We start from the raw sequence: 25,500 nt of genomic DNA, 5'->3' as shown, positions 1-25,500 counted from the left end.
ATCTGCCCATGCCCTATCGTGTCATCGCCCTTGATTTAGACGGAACCCTGCTCACGCCGCAAAAAACCATCTTGCCGGAATCGCTGGAGGCGCTAAAGCGCGCGCGCGAAGCAGGTTATCAGGTGCTGATTGTCACCGGTCGCCATCATGTCGCCATTCACCCTTTTTATCAGGCGCTGGCGCTGGATACACCTGCTATTTGTTGTAATGGCACTTATTTGTATGATTATCATGCAAAAAACGTGCTGGCATCCAACCCGATGCCTGCCGTTGAAGCCCAGCAGCTGATTGATGTGCTGGAGCAACACCAGGTTCACGGCCTGATGTACGTAGACAACGCCATGCTGTACCAGCTGCCGACCGGGCACGTACTGCGCACCGAAAACTGGGCGCGCAGCTTGCCAGAGCATCAGCGTCCGGTGTTTTTGCAGGTGCCTTCCCTGCGCGACGCGGCGCAGCAGGCCGACGCCATCTGGAAATTCGCGCTCACCGATGCGGATCTCGGCAGGCTGCATGAGGTGGTGGCGCACATTGAAGAAAAATTCGGCTTTGCCTGCGAATGGTCGTGGCACGATCAGGTGGACGTAGCGCTGGCGGGCAACAGCAAAGGCAACCGCCTGGCGCAATGGGTGGAGTCCCAGGGCATGACCATGCAGGACGTGGTGGCGTTCGGCGATAACTATAACGATTTAAGCATGCTGGAGCGCGCCGGGCTGGGCATCGCCATGGGCAACGCCGACCAGGCGATTAAAGATCGCGTCAACACGGTGATTGGCCTGAATACCGAACCGAGCATCGCCGAGGCGATTTATCAGCACCTGCTGTGATCAGGCGGTAATCGACACGCTTTTGATCTGCGCGTACAGCCACTGGCCCGGTTTGATACTCAGTTCGTCCCGCGCCCAGGGGCTGATACGCGCCCACAGCGTCCGGGTGCCGACGTCCAGCTGCACTTCCACCTGCCCATCATCATCCAGCAGATTGACCACTTTCGCCCGCAGCACGTTGCGAATGCTGCTGTTAACCGGCGGTTGCAGCACCAAAGACACGTCCGACGCCTGAATGCGAATTCGCAGCGCTGACTGCAACGGTTTATCGATGCGGTTGACCCAGATATGCTGATCGCCGAGCGCCAGCGCGGTCATGGCGTAATGCGGATGGTGCTCCAGCACGCTGACTTTCAGCACGCTGCTCTGCTGTTCGCGCGGCAGCCACGGGTGCATCACCGCGCTGCCCCATACCGATTCCAGGCTGCCAAAGGCTTTCACGCTGCCGTTGTCCAGCACCAGCACGTTATCGGCAAGCTGGACAATCTCTTCCAGCGAGTGGCTGACGTAGAGCATCGGGGTCTGGATCTCGCGCGTCAGCCGCTGGAGATAGGCCAGCAGTTCGCGTTTGCGCGGGATATCCAGCGAGGCCAGCGGCTCGTCCAGCAGCAGCAGCTCCGGGGCGGTTAACAGCGCGCGGCCAATCGCCACCCGCTGCTTTTCGCCGCCGGACAGCGAGCCGGGCAAGCGATCCAGCAGAGGTTCAATGCCCAGCAGCGCCACCAGCTTATCGAACTGCCCGGCCATGGATTTCGCCATGCCGTAGCGCAGGTTGCCGCTCACTTTATAGTGCGGGAACAGGCGCGCGTCCTGAAAAACGTAGCCGACCCGGCGCTTTTCCGGCGGCAGGAAAATCTTTTGTTCCGCGTCGCTCAACACCCGATCGTTAAGCACAATCCGCCCGGATTCCGGGCGAGTCAGCCCGCAAATGGCGTTAATCAGCGAGGTTTTACCCGCGCCGGAGACGCCGAAAACCGCCGTCACGTCCTGCCCCGGCAGGGTTTCATTGACCTTCAGGTGATGGCTGCCCAGCGTCTGGGAAAAATTGAGTTCCAGCATAATCAGTTCCCCATCCGCTTACGGCTAATCCGCGCCAGCCATTCAGCGATCATCAGTGACATCACCGCCAGCACGATGGAAATCAGGCACAGCCGCGCCGCCGCGCTTTCACCGCCCGGCGTCTGGATCAGGGTGTACATGGCGGAGGGAATGGTGCGGGTTTCGCCAGGAATATTGGAAACAAAGGTGATGGTCGCGCCGAACTCGCCCAGCGATCGCGCAAAGGCTAACACCGTACCGGCAATAATGCCGGGTAAGGTCAGCGGCAAGGTGATGGTGAAAAACACCCGCCAGCGGCCTGCGCCAAGGGTGCGCGCCGCCTGCTCAAGCTTTAAATCTACCGCTTCCAGCGCCAGGCGGATCGCGCGCACCATCAGCGGAAATGACATGACGCCAGCGGCCAGTACCGCGCCGCGCCAGCTAAAAGCGAAGGTGAGACCAAACCAGTCGTACAGCCACTGTCCGATAAACCCGCGCCGCCCCATCGCCACCAGCAGTAAATAACCCACCACCACCGGCGGCAGCACCAGCGGCAGGTGGATCAGGCTATCGAACAGCGATTTGCCCGGGAAGCTGCATCTTACCAGCACCCAGGCGCACAAGATCCCGAAGGGCAAACTAATCAATACTGCAATCGATGAGACTTTGAGGCTCAGCAACACGGCCTGCCATTCGGGTTCCGTTAAGATCATTAGTGGGTCGTAAATCCGTATTGTTTAAAGATTGCCGCCGCCTGCGGCCCTTTCAGGTAATCGTAAAACGCCTTCACGTCGGCGTTATTATGCCCGTCGATGATGGCCATTGGGTATTCCACTTTTTTGTGGGAATCTTCCGGGAAGGTGCCTACCACTTTGACGCCTTTACCGGCGACCGCGTCAGAACCGTAAACAATGCCCAGCGGCGCTTCGTTACGCTCCACCAGCGCCAGCGCGCCGCGTACGTCTTCCGCCGGAGCCAGGCTCGGGCTGACTTTATCCCACGCGCCCAGTTTTTGCAGCGCTTCTTTGGCGTAAATACCTGCCGGAACGTGTTCCGGATCGCCCACCGCCAGACGGCCACCTTTCAGCAGGCTCTGCCAGTCGGTTTTCTGGTTGATCGCAATATCGCCCTGCTGGCTCGCTTTCGGCGCAACCACCACCAGGCTGTTGCCCAGCAGCGTTTCGCGAGTGGCGGCGTCGATGGATTTTTTATCGCTGGCGTAATCCATCCACTTCTGATCGGCGGAGATAAACAGGTCCGCCGGTGCGCCCGCTTCAATCTGACGCGCCAGGGTCGATGACGAAGCAAACGAGGACACCACGTCCACCTGCTTCTCTTTTTTATACTGGGTCGCGATGTCCTGCATCGCGTTAGTCAGGGACGCCGCTGCAAATACGGTGATTTTGCCGTCAGCCGCCAGCGTTTGCGTTGCCAGACCCAGAGAGAGGGCAATACCCGCCGTTAGTTTCAACCATTTAGTCGCCATGTGCTTCTCCATTGAGCATCGTTATGTATCGAGCAATATAACGGTGCACATCAGATATTCAAAGCATTAATCGGCAAAATGTGAGGGGACTTGAGAGAAAACGCCCGGACAAACCGGGCGTTGGGGGGAATCAGTGCTGCTGCTTTGAGCGGTCTTTGTGACCGATAGTGGAGAAGACGTTAAACACTTCGCCCAGGCCATAAATCAAACCCAGGATGATAGCCATCACCACGGGCACCATGATTACGGCAAACACCAGACTTTTCAACAACTCGAACATGGTAGCCTCCAGAATACAGGGAGCGTTATTTTAACGTCCCTCATAAAAAACGCACTCTCCTTTTTGTGCCATTTGCGTCGCCGTCCGGCTTTCAGTCACAATAGCCGTTTTACCAGGAGCCGGATATGCAAGCGGAAATTCTTCTTACTCTTAAACTTCAGCAGCGCCTGTTTGCTGACCCGCGACGCATTGCGCTGCTTAAACAAATAGAACATACCGGTTCAATTAGCCAGGGCGCGAAGCTCGCTAACATCAGTTATAAGAGCGCCTGGGACGCCATCAACGAGATGAACCAGCTCAGCGATCAGCCGCTGGTGGACCGGGCGACCGGTGGCAAAGGCGGCGGCGGCGCGGTGGTGACAACGTACGGCAAGCGCCTGATCCAGCTTTACGATCTGCTGGGGCAAATTCAGCAGAAAGCCTTTGACGTGCTGAGCGATGACAGCCTGCCGCTGGATAGCTTGTTGGCGGCGATCTCGCGGTTTTCTCTGCAAACCAGCGCCCGTAACCAGTGGTTCGGCACCGTTACCCATCGCGATCGTCACTCGGTGCAGGAACATCTCACCATTTTGCTGGCGGATGGCGTCACCCGGTTAAACGCGGCGATTACCGCGCGCAGCGCGGAACGGCTCGGGCTGGAGACGGGCCGGGAAGTGCTGGTGTTGCTGAAAGCGCCCTGGGTACACATCGCCCGCGACGCTGCCCAGGCGGCAGGTGCAGACAACCAGCTCGCTGGCGTCATCAGCGCCATTGAGCACGCCGAGGACCAGAGTGAAGTGGTCGTCACCGTAGCCGGTGGGCAGCGGGTATGCGCCACGCTAACGGCTGCACAGGTCGCGGCGCTCAATCCAGAAGAAGGTGCTGAGGTCACAGCATTTTTTAATGCCGATTCATTGATCGTCGCCACGCTGTGCTAAAACCCCGCGCCCGGTTGACAATTTCGGGCGCGCGACGTATCCCTGATGCTTATTTGCTGCAAAAAATGGGATAACACATGTCAGTATTGCAAATTTCGCAAGGCACGTTTCGTATTGGCGATACCCGCACCCTTGAGCTTGCCGGGCTAACCCTGCGCACGGGTGAAAGCTGGGCGTTTGTCGGTGCCAACGGCAGCGGAAAATCGGCGTTGGCCCGGGCGCTCTCGGGGGAGCTGCCGCTGTTGAAAGGCCAGCGCGAATGCGGGTTCCAGCGCATCGTGCGCCTGTCGTTTGAGCAGTTGCAGAAGCTGGTGAGCGAAGAGTGGCAACGCAATAACACCGATTTACTCGGCCCCGGTGAAGACGATACCGGCCGCACCACCGCGCAAATTATTCAGGAAGAGATCCACGATCCTGCCCGCTGCCAGGCGCTCGCGGAACGCTTCGGCATTACTCATCTTCTGGAACGGCGCTTTAAATATCTCTCGACCGGAGAAACCCGCAAAACCCTGCTGTGCCAGGCATTAATGCCCAGCCCCGATCTACTGATCCTTGATGAACCTTTCGACGGACTGGACGTGCACTCCCGGGAACAGCTAGCCCTGCTGTTGGGCCAGTTAAACCAGGAAGGCCACACCCTGGCGCTGGTATTAAACCGCTTTGATGAGATCCCGGCGTTTGTTGAAAACGTCGGCGTGCTGGCGGACTGCGTGCTGACCGAGGTGGGCAAAAAAGCGCAGCTGCTGGAGCAGGCGTTGATCGCCCAGCTGGCGCACAGCGAAAAGCTGGCGGGTACTACCCTTCCCGAACCGGATGTGGTCACGCCGGTGACCCTGGCTCCTGATGCCCCGCGTATCGTCCTGCGCGATGGCGTGGTGTCGTATAACGATCGCCCCATCCTGCACAGGCTGAGCTGGACGGTAAATTCCGGCGAGCACTGGCAAATTGTCGGGCCGAACGGCGCGGGCAAATCCACCCTGCTGAGCCTGATTACCGGCGATCATCCCCAGGGCTACAGCAACGATCTCACGCTGTTTGGCCGCCGTCGCGGCAGCGGTGAAACCATCTGGGATATCAAAAAGCACATTGGCTATGTCAGCAGCAGCCTGCATCTTGATTACCGGGTCAGCACCACGGTGCGCAACGTGATCCTCTCCGGCTATTTTGATTCCATCGGCATCTATCAGGCGGTGTCGGATCGCCAGCGCAAGCTCACCCGCCAGTGGCTGGATATTCTCGGCATCAGCGATAAAGTGGCCGATGCGCCATTCCAGAGCCTCTCCTGGGGGCAGCAGCGGCTGGCACTGATTGCCCGCGCGCTGGTCAAGCACCCCACCCTGCTGATCCTTGATGAGCCGTTGCAGGGGCTCGATCCGCTTAACCGCCAGCTGGTGCGGCGCTTTGTTGATGTGCTGATCGGCGAAGGCAGCACCCAGTTATTGTTTGTCTCGCACCACGCCGAAGACGCACCAGACTGTATTACCCACCGCCTGACCTTTGTCCCGGACGGCGAAATTTACCGTTATCAATTCGACGCAGTGAAATAGCGTTTACCGGGGCGCGACCTGCGCCCATTTTCGGACTAGCCGCATCTTCCTGCGGCTAACCCCCTGTTTTAAAATCATTTACCAGGGAAGTTAATCCGCGTGGTAATTTAGTGTAAACGATTCCACTAATTTATCCGATATCACAGTTTCCTGCCGTCTGTTATGCTAAGGTTAATACATACCATAAGCGTAATGGAGCCTGATATGAGAGTGTTAGTAACGGGTGGTAGCGGTTACATAGGCAGTCATACCTGCGTGCAACTGCTGCAAAATGGCCACGACGTCATCATCCTTGATAATCTCTGCAACAGTAAACGCAGCGTGTTACCGGTTATTGAAACCCTGGGCGGCAAACAGCCGATGTTTATCGAAGGGGATATCCGCAACGAAAGCCTGCTGACCGAAATTCTGCACGATCACGCTATCGATACCGTGATCCATTTCGCCGGGCTGAAGGCCGTGGGCGAATCCGTCGCGAAGCCGCTCGAGTATTACGATAATAACGTCAACGGCACGCTGCGCCTGATTTCCGCCATGCGCGCCGCCAACGTCACCAATTTTATTTTCAGCTCGTCTGCCACGGTGTACGGCGACCAGCCGAAAATCCCCTATGTGGAAAGCTTCCCGACCGGCACGCCGCAGAGCCCGTACGGCAAAAGCAAGCTGATGGTTGAGCAAATTCTTACCGACCTGCAAAAAGCCAATCCGCAATGGAGCATTGCGCTGCTGCGCTATTTCAACCCGGTCGGCGCGCATCCGTCAGGGGATATGGGCGAAGATCCGCAGGGCATCCCGAATAACCTGATGCCGTACATCGCCCAGGTGGCGGTGGGCCGTCGCGACTCGCTGGCGATTTTCGGCAATGACTACCCGACTGAAGACGGCACCGGCGTGCGCGATTATATCCACGTGATGGATTTGGCCGACGGCCACGTCGCCGCCATGCAGCAGCTGGCGGGCAAACCGGGCGTGCATATTTACAATCTCGGCGCAGGCGTCGGCAGCAGCGTGCTGGACGTGGTCAACGCCTTCAGCAAAGCCTGCGGCAAGCCAGTGAATTACCACTTTGCGCCGCGCCGCGACGGCGACCTTCCGGCCTACTGGGCCGACGCCAGCAAAGCGGACAAAGAGCTGAACTGGCGCGTGACGCGCACGCTGGATGAAATGGCCCAGGACACCTGGCGCTGGCAATCGCGTCATCCGCAAGGTTATGCAGATTAAGGAACGCAGATGGAAAAGTTTAACCCGGTCGATCATCCACATCGCCGCTATAACCCGCTGAGCGGGCAATGGATCCTGGTTTCGCCGCACCGCGCCAAGCGCCCATGGCAGGGCGCGCAGGAGACGCCATCCAGCACGGTGCTGCCGTCCCACGATCCCGACTGTTTCCTGTGCCCGGGCAACGTCCGGGTAACGGGCGATAAAAACCCCAATTACACCGGCACCTACGTCTTTACCAACGACTTTGCGGCGCTGATGACCGATACGCCGGACGCGCCGGAAACCCAGGATCCGCTGATGCGCCTGGAAAGCGCGCGCGGCACCAGCCGGGTGATTTGCTTCTCGCCGGACCACAGCAAAACGCTGCCGGAACTGACCGTTGCGGCGCTGGAAGAGGTGGTCAGCACCTGGCAGGCGCAGACCGAAGAGCTGGGTAAAACCTACCCGTGGGTGCAGGTGTTTGAGAACAAAGGTGCAGCGATGGGCTGCTCCAACCCGCATCCGCACGGCCAGGTGTGGGCGAACAGCTTCCTGCCCAACGAAGCGGCGCGGGAAGATAAACTACAGCGCGAGTATTTCGCCGAACATGGCCGCCCGATGCTGGTGGACTACGTTGAGCGCGAGCTGGCGGACGGTAGCCGCACCGTAGTAGAAACCGATCACTGGCTGGCAGTGGTGCCTTACTGGGCGGCCTGGCCGTTCGAAACGCTGCTGCTGCCGAAAGCGCACGTCACGCGTATCAACGAGCTGAGCGACGATCAGCGCCGCGACCTGGCGCTGGCGCTGAAAAAACTCACCAGCCGCTATGACAACCTGTTCAAATGCTCCTTTCCCTATTCCATGGGATGGCACGGCGCGCCGTTTACCGCAGACGATGCTACGCCCTGGCAGCTGCATGCCCATTTCTACCCGCCGCTGCTGCGCTCCGCCACGGTGCGTAAATTTATGGTGGGCTATGAAATGCTGGCCGAAACCCAGCGTGATTTAACCGCTGAGCAAGCAGCCGAGCGCCTGCGCGCAGTCAGCGACATCCACTTTCGCGAGTCCGGAGAATAACAATGAGTCTGAAAGATAAAACCCAATCCCTGTTTGCTGACGCGTTCGGCTACCCTGCCACTCACACCATTCAGGCACCGGGTCGCGTCAACCTGATTGGCGAGCACACCGACTATAACGACGGTTTTGTGCTGCCCTGCGCCATTGATTATCAAACCGTGATTAGCTGCGCGGCGCGTGATGACCGTCAGGTGCGGGTGATTGCCGCCGATTATGACAACCAAATCGACGAGTTTTCTCTGGATGCGCCGATCCTCAGCCACGATTCCCAGCAGTGGTCCAATTACGTGCGCGGTGTGGTGAAGCATCTGCAACAGCGCGACCGCAATTTTGGCGGCGCGGACCTGGTGATCAGCGGCAACGTGCCGCAGGGGGCGGGGTTAAGCTCGTCGGCATCGCTTGAAGTGGCGGTCGGCACCGTGTTCCAGCAGCTTTATCATCTGCCGCTGGACGGCGCGCAAATCGCCCTTAACGGCCAGGAAGCGGAAAACCAGTTCGTCGGCTGTAATTGCGGGATTATGGATCAGCTGATCTCTGCGCTGGGTAAAAAAGATCATGCGCTACTGATCGACTGCCGCTCGCTGGGCACCAAAGCGGTGCCGATGCCGGAAGGCGTGGCGGTGGTGATTATCAACAGTAATTTCAAACGCACCCTGGTGGGCAGCGAATACAACACCCGCCGCGAACAGTGTGAAACCGGGGCGCGTTTCTTTACTCAGAAAGCGCTGCGCGATGTCAAGCTGGAGCAGTTCAACGCGGTAGCGAATGAGCTGGACCCGGTGGTGGCCAAACGCGTGCGTCACGTGCTGACTGAAAACGCCCGTACCGTTGAAGCCGCAGACGCGCTGGCGCGCGGCGATCTCAAACGCATGGGCGTGCTGATGGCGGAATCCCACGCCTCAATGCGCGACGATTTTGAAATCACCGTACCGCAGATCGATACCCTGGTAGAGATCGTTAAAGCGGTCATTGGCGATGAGGGCGGCGTGCGTATGACCGGCGGCGGCTTCGGCGGCTGCATCGTGGCCCTGATGCCGGAAGCGTTAGTGCCTGCGGTTAAACAGGCGGTCGCCACTCAATACGAAGCGAAAACGGGCATCAAAGAAACCTTTTACGTGTGTAAAGCATCAGAAGGAGCCGGACAGTGCTAAGAGAAACCACGGCGCTCGCCCCTGACGGGCTGCCCTATCGGCTCACCACCCTGCGCAACAGCGCGGGGATGGTGGTCACATTAATGGACTGGGGCGCGACGCTGCTGTCCGCGCGGGTGCCGATGAGCGACGGTACGGTGCGTGAAACTCTGCTGGGCTGCCCCTCGCCGGAAGAGTGGCAAAACCAGACCGCTTTTTTAGGTGCCAGCATTGGCCGCTACGCCAACCGCATCGCCAAATCGACCTTTACGCTGGATGGCGAAACGTATGCACTGACGCCAAGCCAGGGTGAAAACCAACTGCACGGCGGGCCGGAAGGCTTCGATAAGCGCCGCTGGCTGATCGAACGCAAGAATGAATCGGAAGTGGTGTATACCCTCACCTCTCCGGATGGCGACCAGGGCTTCCCTGGCGAAGCGCGCGCGTGGGCGCATTACACCCTGACGCAGGATAACCAGCTGGTGATTGAATACCGCGCCACGGTGGATAAACCCTGCCCGGTAAACCTGACCAATCATGCCTATTTCAACCTGGACGGCACGCAGGGCGACGTGCGTAATCACCGCCTGCAGCTGTTTGCCGACGCGTATCTGCCGGTAGACAGCATGGGCATTCCAACGCGCGATTTGACCAAAGTGGCGCTGACCAGTTTTGATTTCCGCCAGCCGAAAGTTATCGCCCAGGAGTTTATGAGCGATGCCGATCAGCAGCAGGTCAAAGGCTACGATCACGCGTTTTTATTGCAGGCCAAAGGCGACCTGTCCCAGCCGGCGGCGCATCTCTGGTCAAGCGATCAAAAACTGCAGATGACGGTATTTACCACCGCCCCTGCCCTGCAGTTTTATTCGGGGAATTTTCTTGAAGGTACCCCGGCGCGCGAACAAGGCAATTATTCCGCCTGGCAAGGGCTGGCGCTGGAGAGTGAATACCTGCCGGATAGCCCGAATCACCCGGAATGGCCGCAGCCGGACTGCGTCCTGCGCCCCGGTGAAGCGTACCGCAGCGTGACGATTTATCAGTTCAGCGCGCAATAACCGCTAAGCCCTCCTTCATGGAGGGCTTTTTTTCGCCATATCGCTGATTTTCTGCTCTTTGCGCGACAAAATCATAACCCTGACGTCACATCCGCCTTACACTCCGCCGCTATTTTCGCTATGTTAGAGAATTAGCGTTGCCGCTGTCACAAACTCGGCAATATAATGATTATTGTTATCATTTAACCCAGGAGTAAATCTATGGCTGTTACTAAGCTGGTACTGGTTCGTCACGGCGAAAGTCAGTGGAACAACGAAAACCGCTTCACCGGTTGGTACGACGTTGACCTGTCTGAAAAAGGGGTTGGCGAAGCAAAAGCAGCGGGCAAACTGCTGAAAGAAGAAGGCTTCAGCTTTGATTTTGCTTATACCTCTGTGCTGAAACGCGCCATCCATACCCTGTGGAATGTTCTGGATGAGCTGGACCAGGCGTGGTTGCCGGTTGAGAAGTCCTGGAAACTTAACGAACGCCACTACGGCGCGCTGCAGGGCCTGAACAAAGCGGAAACCGCCGAAAAATACGGCGACGAGCAGGTCAAACAGTGGCGTCGCGGCTTTGCGGTAACCCCGCCGGAACTGACCCGTGACGATGAGCGTTACCCGGGCCACGATCCGCGTTACGCGAAACTGACCGAGAAAGAGCTGCCGCTGACTGAAAGCCTGGCGCTGACTATCGACCGCGTGATCCCTTACTGGAACGAAACCATTCTGCCGCGCCTGAAAAGCGGCGAGCGCGTGATTATCGCCGCACACGGCAACTCCCTGCGTGCGCTGGTGAAATACCTCGACAACATGGGCGAAGACGAAATTCTTGAACTGAATATTCCGACCGGCGTGCCGTTGGTGTATGAGTTTGACGAAAACTTCAAGCCGATCAAACACTACTATCTGGGTAACGCTGACGAGATCGCTGCGAAAGCCGCGGCGGTAGCCAACCAGGGCAAAGCGAAGTAATCCCCTGCTGGTTACAAAAAAGGCGTGGTCGCAACCACGCCTTTTTTATTGCCGCTGACCCGTCCTGAATAGCGCTTATCCGCGACGGGCTTTCACCGCTGCGGCCAGCTGGTTGAGCAGGGTTTCGGTAGCGTCCCAGCCGATGCAGGCGTCGGTCACGCTCTTGCCGTAGACCAGCGGTTCGCCGCTCTCCAGGCTCTGATTGCCTTCCACCAGATGGCTTTCAATCATCACGCCCATAATGGCTTTTTCACCGTTGGCGATCTGCTGGCAAACGTCTGCGCCCACTTCCATCTGCTTCTGGAACTGTTTGCAAGAGTTGGCATGGCTGAAATCGATCATCACCTGCGGGGTTAAGCCCGCTTTGGTCAGGCCGGTTTTCACTTCCGCCACGTGCGCCGCGCTGTAGTTCGGCTCTTTGCCGCCGCGCAGAATGATATGGCAGTCGCCGTTGCCGCTGGTGTTGACAATGGCGGAGTGGCCCCACTTGGTTACCGACAGGAAGCAGTGCGGCGCGCTGGCGGCGTTAATGGCGTCGATAGCCACCTTAATGGTGCCGTCGGTGCCGTTTTTGAAGCCAACCGGGCAGGAAAGGCCCGATGCCAGTTCGCGGTGTACCTGAGATTCAGTGGTACGCGCGCCGATGGCGCCCCAGCTCATCAAATCCGCCAGGTATTGCGGCGTAATCATATCCAGGAACTCGCCGGCAGCCGGTAAGCCAGAATCGTTGATGTCCAGCAGCAGCTTACGGGCGATGCGTAGGCCGTCGTTGATCTGGAAAGAGTTATCCATGTGCGGATCGTTAATCAGCCCTTTCCAGCCCACGGTGGTACGCGGCTTTTCAAAATAGACGCGCATGACCACTTCCAGCTCGCCCTTCAGGCTTTCACGCAGATTCAGCAGGCGGGCAGCATATTCTTTTGCGGCTTTAGGATCGTGAATCGAACACGGGCCGATCACCACCAGCAGGCGATCGTCCTGGCCTTTCAGGATCTGATGAATAGACTGACGTGATTGAGAGACAGTATCAGCGGCTTTTTCTGTGGCGGGAAATTTTTCTAACAGCGCAACAGGAGGCAGTAACTCATTGATAGTATTAATTCGTAAATCGTCGTTCTGATAATTCATGATCTTTCCAGTGGATCTCTACAATTTCGAGTAAGTGCAATCCCTTCAATCTATCTCGTCACGCCCGAAGTGTAAACGCGCTTTTACACTTCGGGCAGAAAATTCCTGGAAATGACTTAATAAACGCCAGAAAGTAGCGAAAAGCGCGATCGAGTCTACAATTTTTACTTGTAACCACTCTGTTTTTGCCTTTTTCCGAAATTGCATGCTGACTTATGCCTTGGCTGCAAATTTTTTAACTTAGCTTCAGATTATTGCCAGCACAATCTGACGTAACGTTGGAAGAAAACTTTCCAGCACGATGACTAAAACAGGAGCATGACGATGAACAAACTGACTGCATTGATTCTTAGCGCAACGCTCTCTTTAGCCAGTGGCGCGGCTTTAGCCGCAGAAACTAACGCCAACTCCACGGATAACAATGGCCCGGCTAACGCCGCAGCCAGCGCCGGGGTAGGCACGCCGGAAGCGAATCAGAATATCGCCCCGAAAGGTGTTGATAGCAACGACATCAATACCAGCAATAAAAATATGAGCAACTCCGGTACCACTGGCACCAATATGGGAACCTCCGGTACCGGGACTACGGGTACGGGCACAGGCGGCACCATGCTGCATCCTGATACCAGCAACACTAACAGCGCGACCTCCAGCGGCCCAACCTCCGCCGATGAGATCCATAAAAACACCCAGTGTAAAGACGGTAAATGTCCTGATATCAACGATAAAGTTGAAACCGGTCAGGGCGGTGACAACGTCAACCCCAACACTGACGGCACCACTCACTAATTTATAGTGATTGATACAAAGGAGAGCTTTCGCTCTCCTTTATTTTTGGTAACTTAACCTGATCAATCATGGATGCTAACAAAAATCAGGTAGCTATGGCCCACTCACATTCCCACACACCCGCTTCCGACTCGAATAGCAATAGTAAAAGACTGCTGGCCGCATTTGTCGTTACCGCCACCTTCATGGTGCTGGAAGTCATCGGAGGATTGATTTCTGGCTCGCTGGCGCTGCTTGCTGACGCCGGGCATATGCTCACCGACGCTGCTGCGCTGCTGTTTGCCTTTCTCGCCGTCTATTTCGCCCGCCGCCCGCCGAATAACCAACAGACGTTTGGCTGGCTGCGCCTGACCACGCTTGCCGCGTTTATCAACGCTATCGCCCTGGTGCTGATCACCGTGCTGATCGTGTACGAGGCGTTTGTGCGTTTTTATCATCCGCAGCCAATCGCCGGGAAAACCATGATGGTGATTGCCGTCGCCGGGCTGTTTGCCAATATCCTGGCGTTCTGGATCCTGCACCGCGGCAGCGAAGAGAAAAATATGAACGTGCGCGCCGCTGCGCTGCATGTGCTGGGGGATTTGCTGGGTTCGGTGGGCGCGATTATCGCCGCGCTGGTGATCCTGTGGACCGGCTGGACGCCAGTTGACCCAATATTATCGGTGCTGGTGTCCTGCCTGGTATTACGCAGCGCGTGGCGATTGCTTAAGGAAAGCGTGAACGAGCTGCTGGAAGGCGCACCAAAAGCGCTGGATATCGCGGCGCTGAAGCGCAACCTTAGCCGATCGATTCCCGAAGTGCGCGATGTGCATCATGTGCACATCTGGCTGGTGGGGGAAAAACCGGTGATGACGCTGCATGTTCAGGTGATCCCGCCGCACGATCATGACGCGCTGTTAGGCCGCATCCATCACTTCCTTGAACACGAGTATCACGTTGAGCACGCGACGGTGCAGATGGAATACCAGCCCTGTAGCGGGCCGGATTGCCATCTGTACCAGTCAACGCCGGATGCACATCACCACCATCATCATTAATTCAGTGCCCGTGAGCCATGCTCGCGGGCCGATTTAATCCACATCCGGCTGCCGTTCAGGGCGATAAAGGTCAGAATTAAATATTCAAGCGACATCGCCAGCACGCCCTGCAACGCGAAAATCACCACGCTGATGACATTAATAATCACCCACAGTAGCCAGTTTTCGACGTATTTACGGGTCATCAGGATCATCGCCACAATCGACAGCACCATCATGCAGGAATCCCAGAACGGGAAGGCATCCGGCTGAAGTTCCGGTTGGGTCACGTTCAGGCCCAGCGCCTGCATAATAGATACCGCTACGCGGGTCAGGAAACCAAATACCGGATCGATATACACCGTCATCAAGCCAATCGCCACCACGCAGACAGCCAGCCAGCCCATGGCTTTGGGCAACGGCAGCCAGCGAATTTTCAACAGCGCTTCGTTGTTATTGGTTTGCCGCGACCAGGCGTACCAGCCGTAGATATTGGCAACAAAGAAGAACAGCTGGAGCAGCAGGCTGGCGTAGAGCTGGATCTGGAAGAAAATCACCGCAAACAGCGTGACGTTAATCAGCCCAAAGAAGTAGTTGATGATTTTCTCGAGGCTCGCCAGCCAGATGCACAGCAGCCCGGCGACGGTGCCAATGGCTTCGATCCATGACAGCGAATAGCCGCCGGTCCCAATCGGAATGTGAACCAGGATATTCTGAACGCTAAAAAAATCCATATTTTCCCCAGAGCGTACTGTGATACGCGTCGTTTGTTATCAATATTAACGACGAAGTGTAGCCGCAAAATCCAACATGCGGTTAAGCGGCACCAGCGCGCCCTCACGCAGCGCGGCATCCACATGGATCTCGTGGGCGCTTCCGCCCGCTTCCAGCCCTTCTGCGATGGCCTGAAGGCCGTTCATCGCCATCCACGGGCAGTGGGCACAGCTGCGGCACGTTGCCCCCTCACCCGCCGTCGGCGCTTCTAATAGCTCTTTCTCCGGGCAGGCCTGCTGCATTTTGTAGAAGATCCCGCGATCGGTGGCCACAATCAGCTGCGGGTGCGGCAGCGTTTTGGCGGCGGCAATGAGCTGGCTGGTGGATCCCACCGCATCGGCCATATCGACAATCGCCTGCGGGGATTCCGGATGAACCAGCACCGCAGCCTGCGGATAAAGTGCTTTCATGCGCGTCAGCGCCTGGGTTTTAAACTCATCATGAACGATACAGGCCCCCTGCCAGCACAGAACGTCTGCGCCAGTCTGCTTTTGCACGTAATGACCGAGATGGCGATCCGGGGCCCAGATAATTTTTTCACCCAGGCTGTCGAGATGCTCGATTAACTCCACGGCAATACTGGAGGTCACCACCCAGTCGGCGCGCGCTTTTACCGCTGCCGAGGTGTTGGCGTACACAACCACGGTGCGATCCGGGTGCGCATCGCAAAATGCGCTGAACGCCTCAATCGGGCAGCCTAAATCCAGCGAACATTCCGCCTGCAATGTCGGCATCAGGATGGTCTTTTCCGGGCTGAGGATTTTGGCGGTTTCGCCCATGAATCGCACGCCCGCGACCAGCAACGTCGACGCGGGATGATTTGCGCCGAAGCGCGCCATTTCCAGCGAATCGGAAATGCAGCCGCCGGTCTCTTCCGCCAGCGCCTGGATTTCCGGGTCGGTGTAATAATGGGCCACCATCACCGCATCGCGCTCTTTCAGCAGGCGTTTGATTTTCTCTTTATAGAAGACCTTTTCGTCATGGCTTAGCGGACGCGGTTTAGGCGGGAACGGATAAATGGCATCTTCAGGTCTAAACATTACGCTCATCATGCAATCTCGTTTTGCTGGCTGAACCATTTAACGGTTCCGGAGCCTGATTCCTGCCTGAAAAGGCAGTATTGTTTTATATGCTAAACAAGATAGCCGATCGTGCAGCAAAAGTCGTGGGGAAAATGCACGGTTAAAGCGATCTGCCTGTAGCGGCTGACATGACGACCCACCAGATTTAGGGAGGCCTGAACAGGCGATTTCCGGTCCTTTAAGAATGTTCTGTGTTTCAACTAATAAACATAAAAGTAACAATTTTATCGCCCGGGATGAGGCGGCAATTTTTATTGAGTAAAGGACCGGCTCGCCCAGGGAAAATACAAACGGCACACAAAAAGGATTAACAACAATGAAAAAGGTATCTCTGGCGATTTTATTCGTAGGCGGGATGGTAAGTGGCGCAGCACTGGCGGATAACCATACGTTTTCAGTAGGTTATGCGCAAAGCAAGGTTGAGGATTTTAAAAACATCCGTGGCGTTAATGTTCAGTACCGTTATGAATTTGATTCGCCGGTAAGTTTCCTGGGCTCTTTCACTTATATGAAGGGCGATGATGACCAGAATTATTATCTCGCCTCAGACTATATTCAGAACCACGTTGAAGCGAAATATTACTCCCTGTTAGTGGGTCCGGCTTACCGGATTAATGAGTATGTTTCCCTGTATGCGCTGGGCGGCGTAGCGCGCTCAAAAGCGGAAGGCCGTACTACCTGGCATAACGCAGGCGACGGCTATGTTGGCCGCGACAGTATTTCTGAAAAATCTACCTCATTTGCTTATGGCGCTGGGGTGATTTTTAACCCGGTAGAAAACTTCTCGGTTAACGTCGGGTATGAAGGCACCAATGCCGACCTGGAAGGCAGCCGCTCAATCAATGGCTTTAATGTGGGGGTGGGTTACCGCTTCTGATACGTTGTATGGACTACAGATAGCATAAAAGCGCCTTTAGGGCGCTTTTTTGCATTGGTGGGTCGTGCAGAATGACTCGGCTTCGCCTCGCCCTTCGGGCCGTTGCTGACGCAACGTTATCCTTCACGTTTTACTGTAGATGTCTAACAAAGGATTGGTGGGTCGTGCAGGATTCGAACCTGCGACCAATTGATTAAAAGTCAACTGCTCTACCAACTGAGCTAACGACCCTTTCGGGGATTGCTGCCGCAGAATATTTTCAGAGTGGTGGGTCGTGCAGGATTCGAACCTGCGACCAATTGATTAAAAGTCAACTGCTCTACCAACTGAGCTAACGACCCATACAGGGTCACATCTGAATGCGGGTAAAACTAAATATTGGTGGGTCGTGCCGGATGACTCGGCTTCGCCTCGCCCTGTGGGCCGTTGCTGTCGCAACGTTATCCTTCACGTTTTGCTACTGCTATCCACCTGAATATTGGTGGGTCGTGCAGGATTCGAACCTGCGACCAATTGATTAAAAGTCAACTGCTCTACCAACTGAGCTAACGACCCAAGTGGTGGGTGATGACGGGCTCGAACCGCCGACCCCCTCCGTGTAAAGGAGATGCTCTACCAACTGAGCTAATCACCCACTGAGACACTGCTAATGCTCTTTAAAGCGTTAAGTGGTGGGTCGTGCAGGATGACTCGGCTTCGCCTCGCCCTACGGGCCGTTGCTGACGCAACGTTATCCTTCACGTTTTGCTACTGCTATCCACCTTGATATTGGTGGGTCGTGCAGGATTCGAACCTGCGACCAATTGATTAAAAGTCAACTGCTCTACCAACTGAGCTAACGACCCACTTTTCGCCACCTCAGGTTTGTTTCATATCCCTCGGCAACGGCGGCATATATTACTGATTTCAGAATCAGGCGCAACAAAAATTTCGATAGAGATCACTTAACTGCTTAAGTTTCACGCGGTGAGACCAGAAAAACCGCATTCTGGTCGAACCCTGAACTATTGCATTGCACTTAAGCGTTTCTGCGCCTGTTTCGCGCCATCGGTATTGGGATATTTACTGATGACCTGCTGATACACCGCTTTAGCTTTCGCACTGTCGCCTTTGTCCTGCATGATCAGACCCACTTTATACATGGCGTCTGCAGCTTTTGGCGATTTGGGGTAATTCTTCACGACCGAGGCGAAGTAATAAGCCGCATCGTCTTTCTTACCCTTGTTGTAATTCAACTGCCCCAGCCAGTAGTTGGCATTCGGCTGATAGGTTGAATCCGGGTACTTCTTCACAAAGTTCTGGAATGCCGCAATAGCCTCGTCCTGGCGCGACTTATCCTGGACTAACGCGATAGCCGCATTGTAGTCGGTATTCGCGTCTCCGCCCTGTACTGGCGCGCCAGAGCTGGCAGCAGGCGCGTTTGCCGCGCTGTCGCCCGTAGATGCGCCTGCGTTGTTCTGCGCACCCGCATCGCCAGGCTGCGCCGCTGCGCCGCCGCTGCTTAGGCTATCTATCTGCAACAACAGCTGCTTCTGACGTTCCACAACCTGATTTAACTGATACTGGCTTTCCTGAATCTGACCGCGCAGGGAGTCAATATCATTCTGGTTATCGGAGAGTTGCTGCTGGAGTTGGGTTAAAAGCTGACTGTGAGCGTTAGAAATACGCTCAAGTTGCGTGACCCGGTCTTCAACCGAGCCAGAGCCGACACTACTGATTGGCGCCTGAGCAAAAGCGGCCCAGGGGGCCGCTATGCCAACCAGTAACGACAGACTCATCAGATGACGTCTGAAGTTACTGCTCATGCGATTCTCTTAGTAAACCAGTACGGCACGACGGTTTTTAGCGTAAGCCGCTTCGTCATGGCCCAGTACTGCAGGTTTTTCTTTACCGTAAGAAACGATGGAGATCTGATCAGCAGAAACGCCTTTACCCTGCAGGTACATCTTAACGGCGTTCGCACGACGTTCACCCAGGGAGATGTTGTACTCAGGCGTACCACGTTCGTCCGCGTGACCTTCTACGGTGACTTTGTAAGACGGGTTGCTACGCAGGAAGTTAGCGTGAGCGTCCAGCATTGCAGCGAAGTCAGAACGGATGTCGTACTTGTCCAGATCGAAGTAAACGATGTTGTTCTGCTGCAGCTGCTGCATTTGCAGACGCGCTTGCTCTTCAGAAGACATGTTACCGCTGCCGTTAGCGTCCATACCAGTGCCGGCGCCGTTCAGCATGCCGCCTTCGCTGCCATCGTTGGTGGCGTTCTTGTTAGAAGAACACGCTGCGATTGCCATTACAGGCAGAGCGATCATCAGCCCTTTCAGCACTTTGTTCAGTTGCATTTCAATGATTCCTTTAGTAATCAATTAATTATTATTACAGATACGGAGACCAGGCAGGGAATTTGACCTGTCCATCAGTCGCCGGAAGACGCGCTTTGAAACGCCCATCTGTTGAAACCAAATTCAGCACAGATCCCATCCCCTGAGAAGAGCTGTAGATTACCATCGTGCCGTTAGGTGCCAGACTTGGCGTTTCATCCAGGAACGTTGACGACAGAGTTTGTACGCCACCCGCAACCAGATCCTGTTTAGCGATGTGCTGAGCGCCGCCGTTGGAGCTCACCATCACCATAAATTTACCGTCAGCGCTGACGTCCGCGTCCTGGTTCTGAGAACCTTCCCAGCTAATACGCTGCGGCGCGCCGCCGTTAATGCTAACTTTATAAACCTGCGGACGGCCCGCCTGGTCAGAGGTATAGGCCAGAGTCTGGCTATCCGGGAACCAGGTCGGCTCGGTGTTGTTGCTACGGCCATCGGTGACCTGACGGATCTGACCAGAGCCGATATCCATCACGTACAGGTTCAGGCTACCGGTTTTAGACAGCGCAAACGCCAGTTTAGACCCGTCCGGCGAGAAGGCCGGTGCGCCGTTGTGACGCGGGAATGAGGCTACCTGACGCACGGCACCGTTGGCCAGGGTCTGAATAACCAGCGCAGAACGGCCGCTTTCGAAGGTTACGTAAGCCAGTTTAGAGCCGTCCGGAGACCATGCCGGTGACATCAGCGGCTGCGGTGAACGGTGAACCACGAACTGGTTGTAGCCATCGTAGTCAGACACGCGCAGCTCATACGGGAATTGGCCGCCGTTAGTCTGTACCACGTAGGCGATACGGGTACGGAACGCACCTTTAATACCGGTCAGCTTTTCGAACACTTCGTCACTCGCCGTATGGCCCGCATAGCGCAGCCACTGCTTGTTCACTTTGTAAGAGTTCTGAGCCAGCACGGTGCCCGGTGCGCCAGAGGTATCCACCAGCTGATAAGCCACGGTATAGCTGCCGTCGCCGTTCGGCGTGACCTGCCCTACCACCACGGCGTCAATGCCCAGCGCAGTCCATGCGGCAGGTTGAACTTCCTGCGCGGAACCCGGCTGCTGCGGGAGACGTGAACGATCTAACGGATTGAATTTACCACTGTTGCGAAGGTCGGCCGCGACAATGCCGCCGATGTCTTCTGGCGCTGCGCCTGGGCCTGCCCATTTAAATGGAGCAACACCAATCGGACGCGCGGAATCTACCCCCTGGGTGATTTCAATGCGCACTTCTGCATGCAGCACCGCTGCCCACAGCATCAGAAAACTAAATGCTACTCGTAATGCCTGCTTCATCATTTCTCCCTTACCTGGACGCAAAGTCCACGATAATTTAGCAGAATGTTAACAAACCCAAAAACACAAGACGGCTCAAACACTGATACTTAGCTTAGTGAACATATCCCCGTTTTCACGGGGATAATAGTACTAAGGTTTAAAGTCCAGCGGAGCATTTTTAAACACTTCATAGACATCCTGGCTCGGTGGTTTCGGAATTTTCGCAAGCCTTGCCGCTGCAACAGCGGCCTGGCATAGCGCCGGATCCCCACCTTCTGATTTGATATCAAGCAGTAAGCCATCAGGAGCCAGTTTGATCCGTAACGTACAGACTTTACCGGCGAAAGACGGATCGTTGTAAAACTTACTTTCGATCGCTGTCTTTATTTGCCCTGCATAATTGCTGATATCAGCGCCAGACGCGCCATTCGCTTTATTATTTCCTTTCCCGGCGGCAGATGCGGTATTTCCTTTGGCTCCGCCCCCGGTTTTCGGTGCATTCTTACCTGAGCTTAAATCACCGAACAGATCGTCAACGTCAGAGGCTGCCGCTTTCGCCGCTGCGGCTTTGTCTGCCGCTGCCTTGGCTGCTGCCGCTTTTTTCTCGGCAGCGGCTTTTTCAGCAGCCGCTTTCTTGTCCGCCGCCGCTTTAGCTGCGGCGGCTTTTTCCGCTGCGGCCTTCTCTGCCGCTGCTTTCTCTGCGGCAGCCTGTTTAGCGGCTTCGGCCTGGGCTTTCTTCTCGGCGTCCGCAGCGGCTTTCGCAGCCGCTTTCTTCTCTGCTTCTGCGGCGGCTTTCGCGGCTTCAGCTTCGGCTTTCTTCTTCGCATCCGCTGCGGCTTTTGCTGCCTCGGCTTCCGCTTGTTTCTTCGCCGCCGCGGCGGCTTTCGCCGCATCTTCCTGCGCTTTCTTCGCGGCGTCTGCAGCAGCTTTAGCCTGTGCGTCCGCCTGCGCTTTAGCGTCGGCTGCCGCTTTCGCTGCAGCGGCTTCAGCCTGCTTCTGTTGTTCCTGAGCGCGTTTCGCCGCTTCTTCAGCCTGTTTCTGCTGTTCTGCCTGCTCGCGGGCGTTTTCCTGCGCCTGCAAACGCTCTTTTTCCAGTTCCTTCAAACGCTGCTGTTCAGCCGCCTGCTTTTCACGTAATTCTTCGGCCTGCTGCTGGGCTTGCTTTTCACGCTGCTCGGCGGCCTGTTTGGCGCTGGCGCGCTGCTCCTGCTCACGATTGTACTGATTAACCACGGCACCCGGATCGACCATGACGGCATCAATTGCCGAGCCGCCACCGCCGCCTGCGCTGGCGTCAATGTTTTCGTCAAACGAGCTCCAGATAAGTATTGCAATCAGGATGATATGCAGCACCACTGAAATGATGATCGCTCGTCTCAGCTTGTCGTTCTGTTCGGTTGCCTTTGACACTCTCGGTTCCCAAAAACTTTTCGCCTGTTAAGCGGATTTTCAGATAGGCTGCGTCATTAAGCCCACAGACTTAACACCCGCCTGATGCAACAGGTTCAGCGCTTTGATGATTTCATCATAAGGCACCTCTTTCGCGCCCCCGATAAGGAAGACCGTTTTCGGATTCGCCTGCAGACGACGTTGCGCTTCGGCAATCACCTGCTCGGAAGGCAACTGATCCATACGATCTTTTTCAACCACCACGCTGTACTGCCCTACCCCGGACACTTCGATAATCACCGGAGGATCGTCATTAGTGCTGACGGTTTGTGAATCCATCGCATCCGGCAGATCGACTTCCACGCTCTGGGTGATAATCGGCGCGGTCGCCATAAAAATCAGCAACAGCACTAACAGCACGTCCAGTAGCGGAACAATGTTGATCTCGGACTTCAGTTCGCGACGGCTCCGTCCACGAGTTCTGGCCATGGCTTACCCCTTGGTGCTCTCTGGGTTAGCGAATGCCTGACGGTGCAGGATCGCCGTGAACTCTTCCATAAAGTTGTCGTAGTTCAGTTCCAGTTTGTTCACGCGCTGGTTAAGGCGGTTATAAGCCATAACGGCAGGAATGGCCGCGAACAGGCCGATTGCGGTGGCGATCAGCGCTTCTGCGATACCCGGCGCAACCATTTGCAGGGTAGCCTGTTTCACCGCGCCCAGCGCGATAAAGGCGTGCATGATCCCCCACACGGTACCGAACAGACCGATATAAGGACTGATAGAACCGACCGTGCCGAGGAAAGGAATATGGGTTTCCAGCGTTTCCAGTTCACGGTTCATCGAAATACGCATCGCGCGCGACGCCCCTTCGACAATGGCTTCCGGCGCATGGCTGTTCGCGCGATGCAAACGGGCGAACTCTTTAAAACCGGCATAGAAAATCTGTTCAGAGCCCGCCAGATTTTCGCGGCGTCCCTGGCTTTCCTGATACAGGCGAGAAAGCTCAATGCCCGACCAGAACTTATCTTCAAAAGCTTCCGCTTCACGGGTTGCGGCGTTAAGAATACGCGTTCGCTGAATAATGATGGCCCAGGATGCAATGGAAAAACCAATCAAAATCAACATGATAAATTTGACCAGAAGGCTAGCCTTCAGGAACAAATCAAGGATATTCATGTCAGTCACTGCTTGAACTCCGCGACAATAGACTTGGGAAGCGCACGAGGCTTCATTAAGAGTGGATCAACACAGACGATCAGCACCTCAGCTTCGTTGAGGGTTTGCTGTTCTGCATTGACGATCCGTTGCGTGAAAACCAGGGATGTTCCACGCATCGACGTAATTTCAGTTTGAATTTCGAGCATATCGTCGAGTCGGGCAGGCGCAAAATACTCCAGCGTCATCTTGCGTACCACGAAGGCCACACGCTCCGCCATTAGTTCTTGCTGACTAAAGTGGTGGTGGCGCAGCATCTCTGTGCGTGCTCTTTCATAAAAAGCGACGTAACTGGCGTGATAAACCACACCACCGGCGTCGGTGTCTTCGTAATAGACACGAACCGGCCATCGAAACAGCGTTGTGCTCACTCTACATCCCGGTAATGCAAATAAACGTTGCTACTATACGCAAGAGGAAGGGGGTTTGGAATGGGTAGAGGTAAAGGGTAAGTAAAAATTTATGGGCTTGTGAAAGCCCATAATTCATAACGGTGAAATCCTGCTCAGAGGAAGAAAAACGCCAGACCAGCGATGAGCACGATATCGGCCAGGAGCGGGCAGAACAGGGCTTGCCAGTGAATAGCGCGTGGCCGGAACCCGACGCCATGGATCACCCCGGCGCATACCGCCCACATCAGCAGCAGGCCGTGCCAGACGGTAAGATCGCTGGTTTTTGCCGCGAAACGCGACGGGTCCCAAAACATACAACCCGCCAGCACTAACGCCATCACTAAGGAAAGGGCCCGTAGCGGGCCCTTGTCCATTACCGCATACAGCTGCGCGATAATTTTACTCATTAGTGTTCTTCTTTACCGAGCTTGGCGGCTTCTACGTGCTCCAGCGCCAGCGCGGTAATCACACCAAACGCACAGGCAAGAAGCGTGCCGAGAATCCATGCAAAGTACCACATAATCAGCTCCTTACTAGTACAGAGAGGTTGAGTTGGATTCGATATGCTCTTTCGTGATGCGGCCAAACATTTTCCAGTAGCACCATGCGGTGTACAGAAGAACAATTGGCACGAACACGATAGCGACATAGGTCATCACGGTCAGCGTCAGCTGGCTGGATGTCGCATCCCACATGGTCAGACTGGCGTTCATCATGATGCTGGACGGCATCACGAACGGGAACATCGCAATACCGGCGGTCAGGATCACACAGGCAATCGTTAATGAAGAGAACACGAACGCCAGCGCGCCTTTTTCCACACGGGACATCAGCACGGTCAGCAGCGGCAGTACAACACCCAGCGCCGGGATCGCCCACAGAATCGGTGCGTTGTTAAAGTTCACCAGCCAGGCACCTGCTTCACGGGTGACTTCTTTGGTCAGCGGGTTAGAGAATGCGTGATGATCGAGCGTAGAGGTCACGACGTAACCATCAATACCGAACATCACCCATACGCCAGCCAGCGCGAAGCACACCATCATCACCAGCGCGGCGACCTGCGCCGTTGCGCGGCTACGCAGGTGGATTTCACCCACGGTACGCATCTGCAGATAGGTTGCGCCCTGGGCGATGATCATCGACACGCTCACCACGCCTGCCAGCAGACCAAACGGATTCAGCAGCTGGAAGAAGTTGCCGGTGTAGGTCAAACGCAGGTACTCATCCACGTTGAACGGTACGCCCTGCAACAGGTTGCCGAAGGCCACGCCAATCACCAGCGGCGGAACGAAGCTACCGATGAAGATGCCCCAGTCCCACATGTTGCGCCAGCGGGTGTCTTCAATCTTGGAGCGGTAGTCAAAACCGACCGGACGGAAGAACAGCGACGCCAGCACCAGAATCATCGCCACATAGAAGCCGGAGAACGCGGCGGCGTACACCATCGGCCACGCCGCGAACAGCGCGCCACCTGCGGTGATCAGCCACACCTGGTTACCGTCCCAGTGAGGGGCGATGGAGTTGATCATAATACGACGTTCGGTGTCGTTACGACCCAGGAAGCGGGTCAGCATGCCGACCCCCATATCAAAACCGTCTGTCACGGCGAAACCAATCAGCAGGACGCCAACCAGCAACCACCAGACAAAACGCAATACTTCATAATCGATCATTTGACG

The 25,500-nt window shown here is 55.9% G+C and carries 28 protein-coding genes and 5 tRNA genes; 11 read left to right on the top strand and 22 right to left on the bottom strand.

Annotation, left to right across the window (positions count from 1 at the left end; genetic code table 11):
- The first annotated feature begins 8 nt into the window (after nucleotides 1-8).
- Nucleotides 9-827, top strand: a complete 819-nt coding sequence (locus FND52_RS00940) for a pyridoxal phosphatase (protein ID WP_144129027.1) — start codon at nucleotides 9-11, stop codon at nucleotides 825-827.
- On the opposite strand, the gene modC is transcribed toward FND52_RS00940, so the two are convergent.
- From modC to FND52_RS00920, 4 genes are all read right to left on the bottom strand, one after another.
- Nucleotides 828-1,886, bottom strand: a complete 1,059-nt coding sequence (modC, locus tag FND52_RS00935) for a molybdenum ABC transporter ATP-binding protein ModC (protein ID WP_144129026.1) — start codon at nucleotides 1,884-1,886, stop codon at nucleotides 828-830. It abuts the gene before it with no gap.
- A gap of 2 nt (nucleotides 1,887-1,888) precedes the next feature.
- Nucleotides 1,889-2,578, bottom strand: coding sequence for a molybdate ABC transporter permease subunit (gene modB, locus FND52_RS00930; RefSeq protein ID WP_125292478.1), 690 nt, complete (start codon nucleotides 2,576-2,578; stop codon nucleotides 1,889-1,891).
- Nucleotides 2,578-3,351: a molybdate ABC transporter substrate-binding protein gene (gene modA / locus FND52_RS00925; RefSeq protein WP_144129025.1), complete on the bottom strand. Its 774-nt coding sequence runs from the start codon at nucleotides 3,349-3,351 to the stop codon at nucleotides 2,578-2,580. Before modA ends, modB begins: the two co-directional genes overlap by 1 nt.
- Nucleotides 3,352-3,481: 130 nt before the next feature.
- On the bottom strand, nucleotides 3,482-3,631 hold the full coding sequence (locus tag FND52_RS00920; protein WP_125292480.1) for an AcrZ family multidrug efflux pump-associated protein: 150 nt from the start codon (nucleotides 3,629-3,631) through the stop codon (nucleotides 3,482-3,484).
- 125 nt (nucleotides 3,632-3,756) lie between these two features.
- Here FND52_RS00920 and modE point away from each other — a divergent pair, with 125 nt between their 5' ends.
- The 7 genes from modE to gpmA all read left to right on the top strand — a co-directional run bounded on the left by modE (nucleotide 3,757) and on the right by gpmA (nucleotide 11,511).
- On the top strand, nucleotides 3,757-4,548 hold the full coding sequence (gene modE / locus FND52_RS00915) for a molybdenum-dependent transcriptional regulator (protein WP_125292481.1): 792 nt from the start codon (nucleotides 3,757-3,759) through the stop codon (nucleotides 4,546-4,548).
- Nucleotides 4,549-4,625: 77 nt separating this feature from the next.
- Nucleotides 4,626-6,095, top strand: a complete 1,470-nt coding sequence (gene modF, locus FND52_RS00910; RefSeq protein ID WP_144129024.1) for a molybdate ABC transporter ATP-binding protein ModF — start codon at nucleotides 4,626-4,628, stop codon at nucleotides 6,093-6,095.
- Nucleotides 6,096-6,299: 204 nt separating this feature from the next.
- On the top strand, nucleotides 6,300-7,316 hold the full coding sequence (galE, locus tag FND52_RS00905) for a UDP-glucose 4-epimerase GalE (protein ID WP_144129023.1): 1,017 nt from the start codon (nucleotides 6,300-6,302) through the stop codon (nucleotides 7,314-7,316).
- A 9-nt stretch (nucleotides 7,317-7,325) separates the two neighbouring features.
- On the top strand, nucleotides 7,326-8,372 hold the full coding sequence (gene galT, locus FND52_RS00900; protein ID WP_144129022.1) for a galactose-1-phosphate uridylyltransferase: 1,047 nt from the start codon (nucleotides 7,326-7,328) through the stop codon (nucleotides 8,370-8,372).
- A gap of 2 nt (nucleotides 8,373-8,374) precedes the next feature.
- Nucleotides 8,375-9,523, top strand: coding sequence for a galactokinase (galK, locus tag FND52_RS00895; protein ID WP_144129021.1), 1,149 nt, complete (start codon nucleotides 8,375-8,377; stop codon nucleotides 9,521-9,523).
- The gene (galM, locus tag FND52_RS00890) at nucleotides 9,517-10,557 is read left to right on the top strand and encodes a galactose-1-epimerase (RefSeq protein ID WP_144129020.1); all 1,041 of its coding nucleotides are present in this window, start codon (nucleotides 9,517-9,519) and stop codon (nucleotides 10,555-10,557) included. The genes galK and galM overlap by 7 nt, the downstream gene beginning before the upstream one ends.
- Nucleotides 10,558-10,758: 201 nt before the next feature.
- Entirely contained in the window at nucleotides 10,759-11,511 is a 753-nt protein-coding gene (gene gpmA / locus FND52_RS00885) for a 2,3-diphosphoglycerate-dependent phosphoglycerate mutase (RefSeq protein ID WP_125292487.1), read from the top strand.
- A gap of 75 nt (nucleotides 11,512-11,586) precedes the next feature.
- On the opposite strand, the gene aroG is transcribed toward gpmA, so the two are convergent.
- Complete coding sequence (aroG, locus tag FND52_RS00880; RefSeq protein WP_144129019.1) at nucleotides 11,587-12,639, bottom strand: 3-deoxy-7-phosphoheptulonate synthase AroG; 1,053 nt, start codon at nucleotides 12,637-12,639, stop codon at nucleotides 11,587-11,589.
- A gap of 318 nt (nucleotides 12,640-12,957) precedes the next feature.
- Between aroG and FND52_RS00875 the strand changes: the two genes are divergently transcribed.
- Both FND52_RS00875 and zitB read left to right on the top strand, forming a co-directional pair.
- Entirely contained in the window at nucleotides 12,958-13,428 is a 471-nt protein-coding gene (locus tag FND52_RS00875) for a protein YbgS (RefSeq protein WP_144129018.1), read from the top strand.
- Nucleotides 13,429-13,523: 95 nt separating this feature from the next.
- Nucleotides 13,524-14,465, top strand: a complete 942-nt coding sequence (gene zitB, locus FND52_RS00870; protein WP_125292490.1) for a CDF family zinc transporter ZitB — start codon at nucleotides 13,524-13,526, stop codon at nucleotides 14,463-14,465.
- Here zitB and pnuC read toward each other — a convergent pair.
- Both pnuC and nadA read right to left on the bottom strand, forming a co-directional pair.
- Nucleotides 14,462-15,178 carry a nicotinamide riboside transporter PnuC gene (gene pnuC, locus FND52_RS00865; RefSeq protein ID WP_144129017.1) on the bottom strand — a complete coding sequence of 239 codons (717 nt, stop codon included), beginning with the start codon at nucleotides 15,176-15,178 and terminating at the stop codon, nucleotides 14,462-14,464. The two genes, zitB and pnuC, sit on opposite strands and share 4 nt — an antisense overlap.
- Nucleotides 15,179-15,223: 45 nt before the next feature.
- Nucleotides 15,224-16,267, bottom strand: coding sequence for a quinolinate synthase NadA (nadA, locus tag FND52_RS00860; RefSeq protein ID WP_144129819.1), 1,044 nt, complete (start codon nucleotides 16,265-16,267; stop codon nucleotides 15,224-15,226).
- 349 nt (nucleotides 16,268-16,616) lie between these two features.
- Between nadA and FND52_RS00855 the strand changes: the two genes are divergently transcribed.
- Nucleotides 16,617-17,177 carry an Ail/Lom family outer membrane beta-barrel protein gene (locus FND52_RS00855; protein ID WP_125292492.1) on the top strand — a complete coding sequence of 187 codons (561 nt, stop codon included), beginning with the start codon at nucleotides 16,617-16,619 and terminating at the stop codon, nucleotides 17,175-17,177.
- A 155-nt stretch (nucleotides 17,178-17,332) separates the two neighbouring features.
- Here FND52_RS00855 and FND52_RS00850 read toward each other — a convergent pair.
- The 15 genes from FND52_RS00850 to cydB form a co-directional block, all read right to left on the bottom strand.
- Nucleotides 17,333-17,408: transfer RNA gene (locus FND52_RS00850), tRNA-Lys, on the bottom strand.
- Nucleotides 17,409-17,442: 34 nt separating this feature from the next.
- Nucleotides 17,443-17,518 (bottom strand) — tRNA-Lys (locus FND52_RS00845).
- 138 nt (nucleotides 17,519-17,656) lie between these two features.
- Nucleotides 17,657-17,732 (bottom strand) — tRNA-Lys (locus tag FND52_RS00840).
- Between the two features lie 3 nt (nucleotides 17,733-17,735).
- Nucleotides 17,736-17,811, bottom strand: a tRNA-Val gene (locus FND52_RS00835).
- A 135-nt stretch (nucleotides 17,812-17,946) separates the two neighbouring features.
- Nucleotides 17,947-18,022: transfer RNA gene (locus FND52_RS00830), tRNA-Lys, on the bottom strand.
- A 159-nt stretch (nucleotides 18,023-18,181) separates the two neighbouring features.
- A complete protein-coding gene (gene cpoB, locus FND52_RS00825) occupies nucleotides 18,182-18,982 on the bottom strand; it encodes a cell division protein CpoB (RefSeq protein ID WP_125294495.1) in 801 nt (266 codons plus the stop codon).
- Between the two features lie 9 nt (nucleotides 18,983-18,991).
- Nucleotides 18,992-19,516: a peptidoglycan-associated lipoprotein Pal gene (pal, locus tag FND52_RS00820; protein ID WP_125294496.1), complete on the bottom strand. Its 525-nt coding sequence runs from the start codon at nucleotides 19,514-19,516 to the stop codon at nucleotides 18,992-18,994.
- A 34-nt stretch (nucleotides 19,517-19,550) separates the two neighbouring features.
- Complete coding sequence (gene tolB, locus FND52_RS00815) at nucleotides 19,551-20,843, bottom strand: Tol-Pal system beta propeller repeat protein TolB (RefSeq protein WP_144129016.1); 1,293 nt, start codon at nucleotides 20,841-20,843, stop codon at nucleotides 19,551-19,553.
- 132 nt (nucleotides 20,844-20,975) lie between these two features.
- Nucleotides 20,976-22,235, bottom strand: a complete 1,260-nt coding sequence (gene tolA, locus FND52_RS00810) for a cell envelope integrity protein TolA (RefSeq protein WP_144129015.1) — start codon at nucleotides 22,233-22,235, stop codon at nucleotides 20,976-20,978.
- A gap of 39 nt (nucleotides 22,236-22,274) precedes the next feature.
- On the bottom strand, nucleotides 22,275-22,703 hold the full coding sequence (tolR, locus tag FND52_RS00805) for a colicin uptake protein TolR (protein WP_125294499.1): 429 nt from the start codon (nucleotides 22,701-22,703) through the stop codon (nucleotides 22,275-22,277).
- Between the two features lie 3 nt (nucleotides 22,704-22,706).
- Entirely contained in the window at nucleotides 22,707-23,399 is a 693-nt protein-coding gene (gene tolQ / locus FND52_RS00800) for a Tol-Pal system protein TolQ (protein WP_144129014.1), read from the bottom strand.
- A complete protein-coding gene (gene ybgC / locus FND52_RS00795; RefSeq protein WP_125294501.1) occupies nucleotides 23,396-23,800 on the bottom strand; it encodes a tol-pal system-associated acyl-CoA thioesterase in 405 nt (134 codons plus the stop codon). Before ybgC ends, tolQ begins: the two co-directional genes overlap by 4 nt.
- A 134-nt stretch (nucleotides 23,801-23,934) precedes the next feature.
- Complete coding sequence (gene ybgE, locus FND52_RS00790) at nucleotides 23,935-24,228, bottom strand: cyd operon protein YbgE (RefSeq protein ID WP_125294502.1); 294 nt, start codon at nucleotides 24,226-24,228, stop codon at nucleotides 23,935-23,937.
- Complete coding sequence (cydX, locus tag FND52_RS00785; RefSeq protein WP_064718024.1) at nucleotides 24,228-24,341, bottom strand: cytochrome bd-I oxidase subunit CydX; 114 nt, start codon at nucleotides 24,339-24,341, stop codon at nucleotides 24,228-24,230. Before cydX ends, ybgE begins: the two co-directional genes overlap by 1 nt.
- Nucleotides 24,342-24,354: 13 nt before the next feature.
- Entirely contained in the window at nucleotides 24,355-25,494 is a 1,140-nt protein-coding gene (cydB, locus tag FND52_RS00780; protein WP_144129013.1) for a cytochrome d ubiquinol oxidase subunit II, read from the bottom strand.
- Nucleotides 25,495-25,500 lie beyond the last annotated feature (6 nt).

This window comes from Atlantibacter subterraneus (assembly GCF_007570865.1).
Lineage (GTDB): Bacteria > Pseudomonadota > Gammaproteobacteria > Enterobacterales > Enterobacteriaceae > Atlantibacter > Atlantibacter subterraneus.
This window is presented reverse-complemented; position numbering and strand designations above follow the sequence as displayed.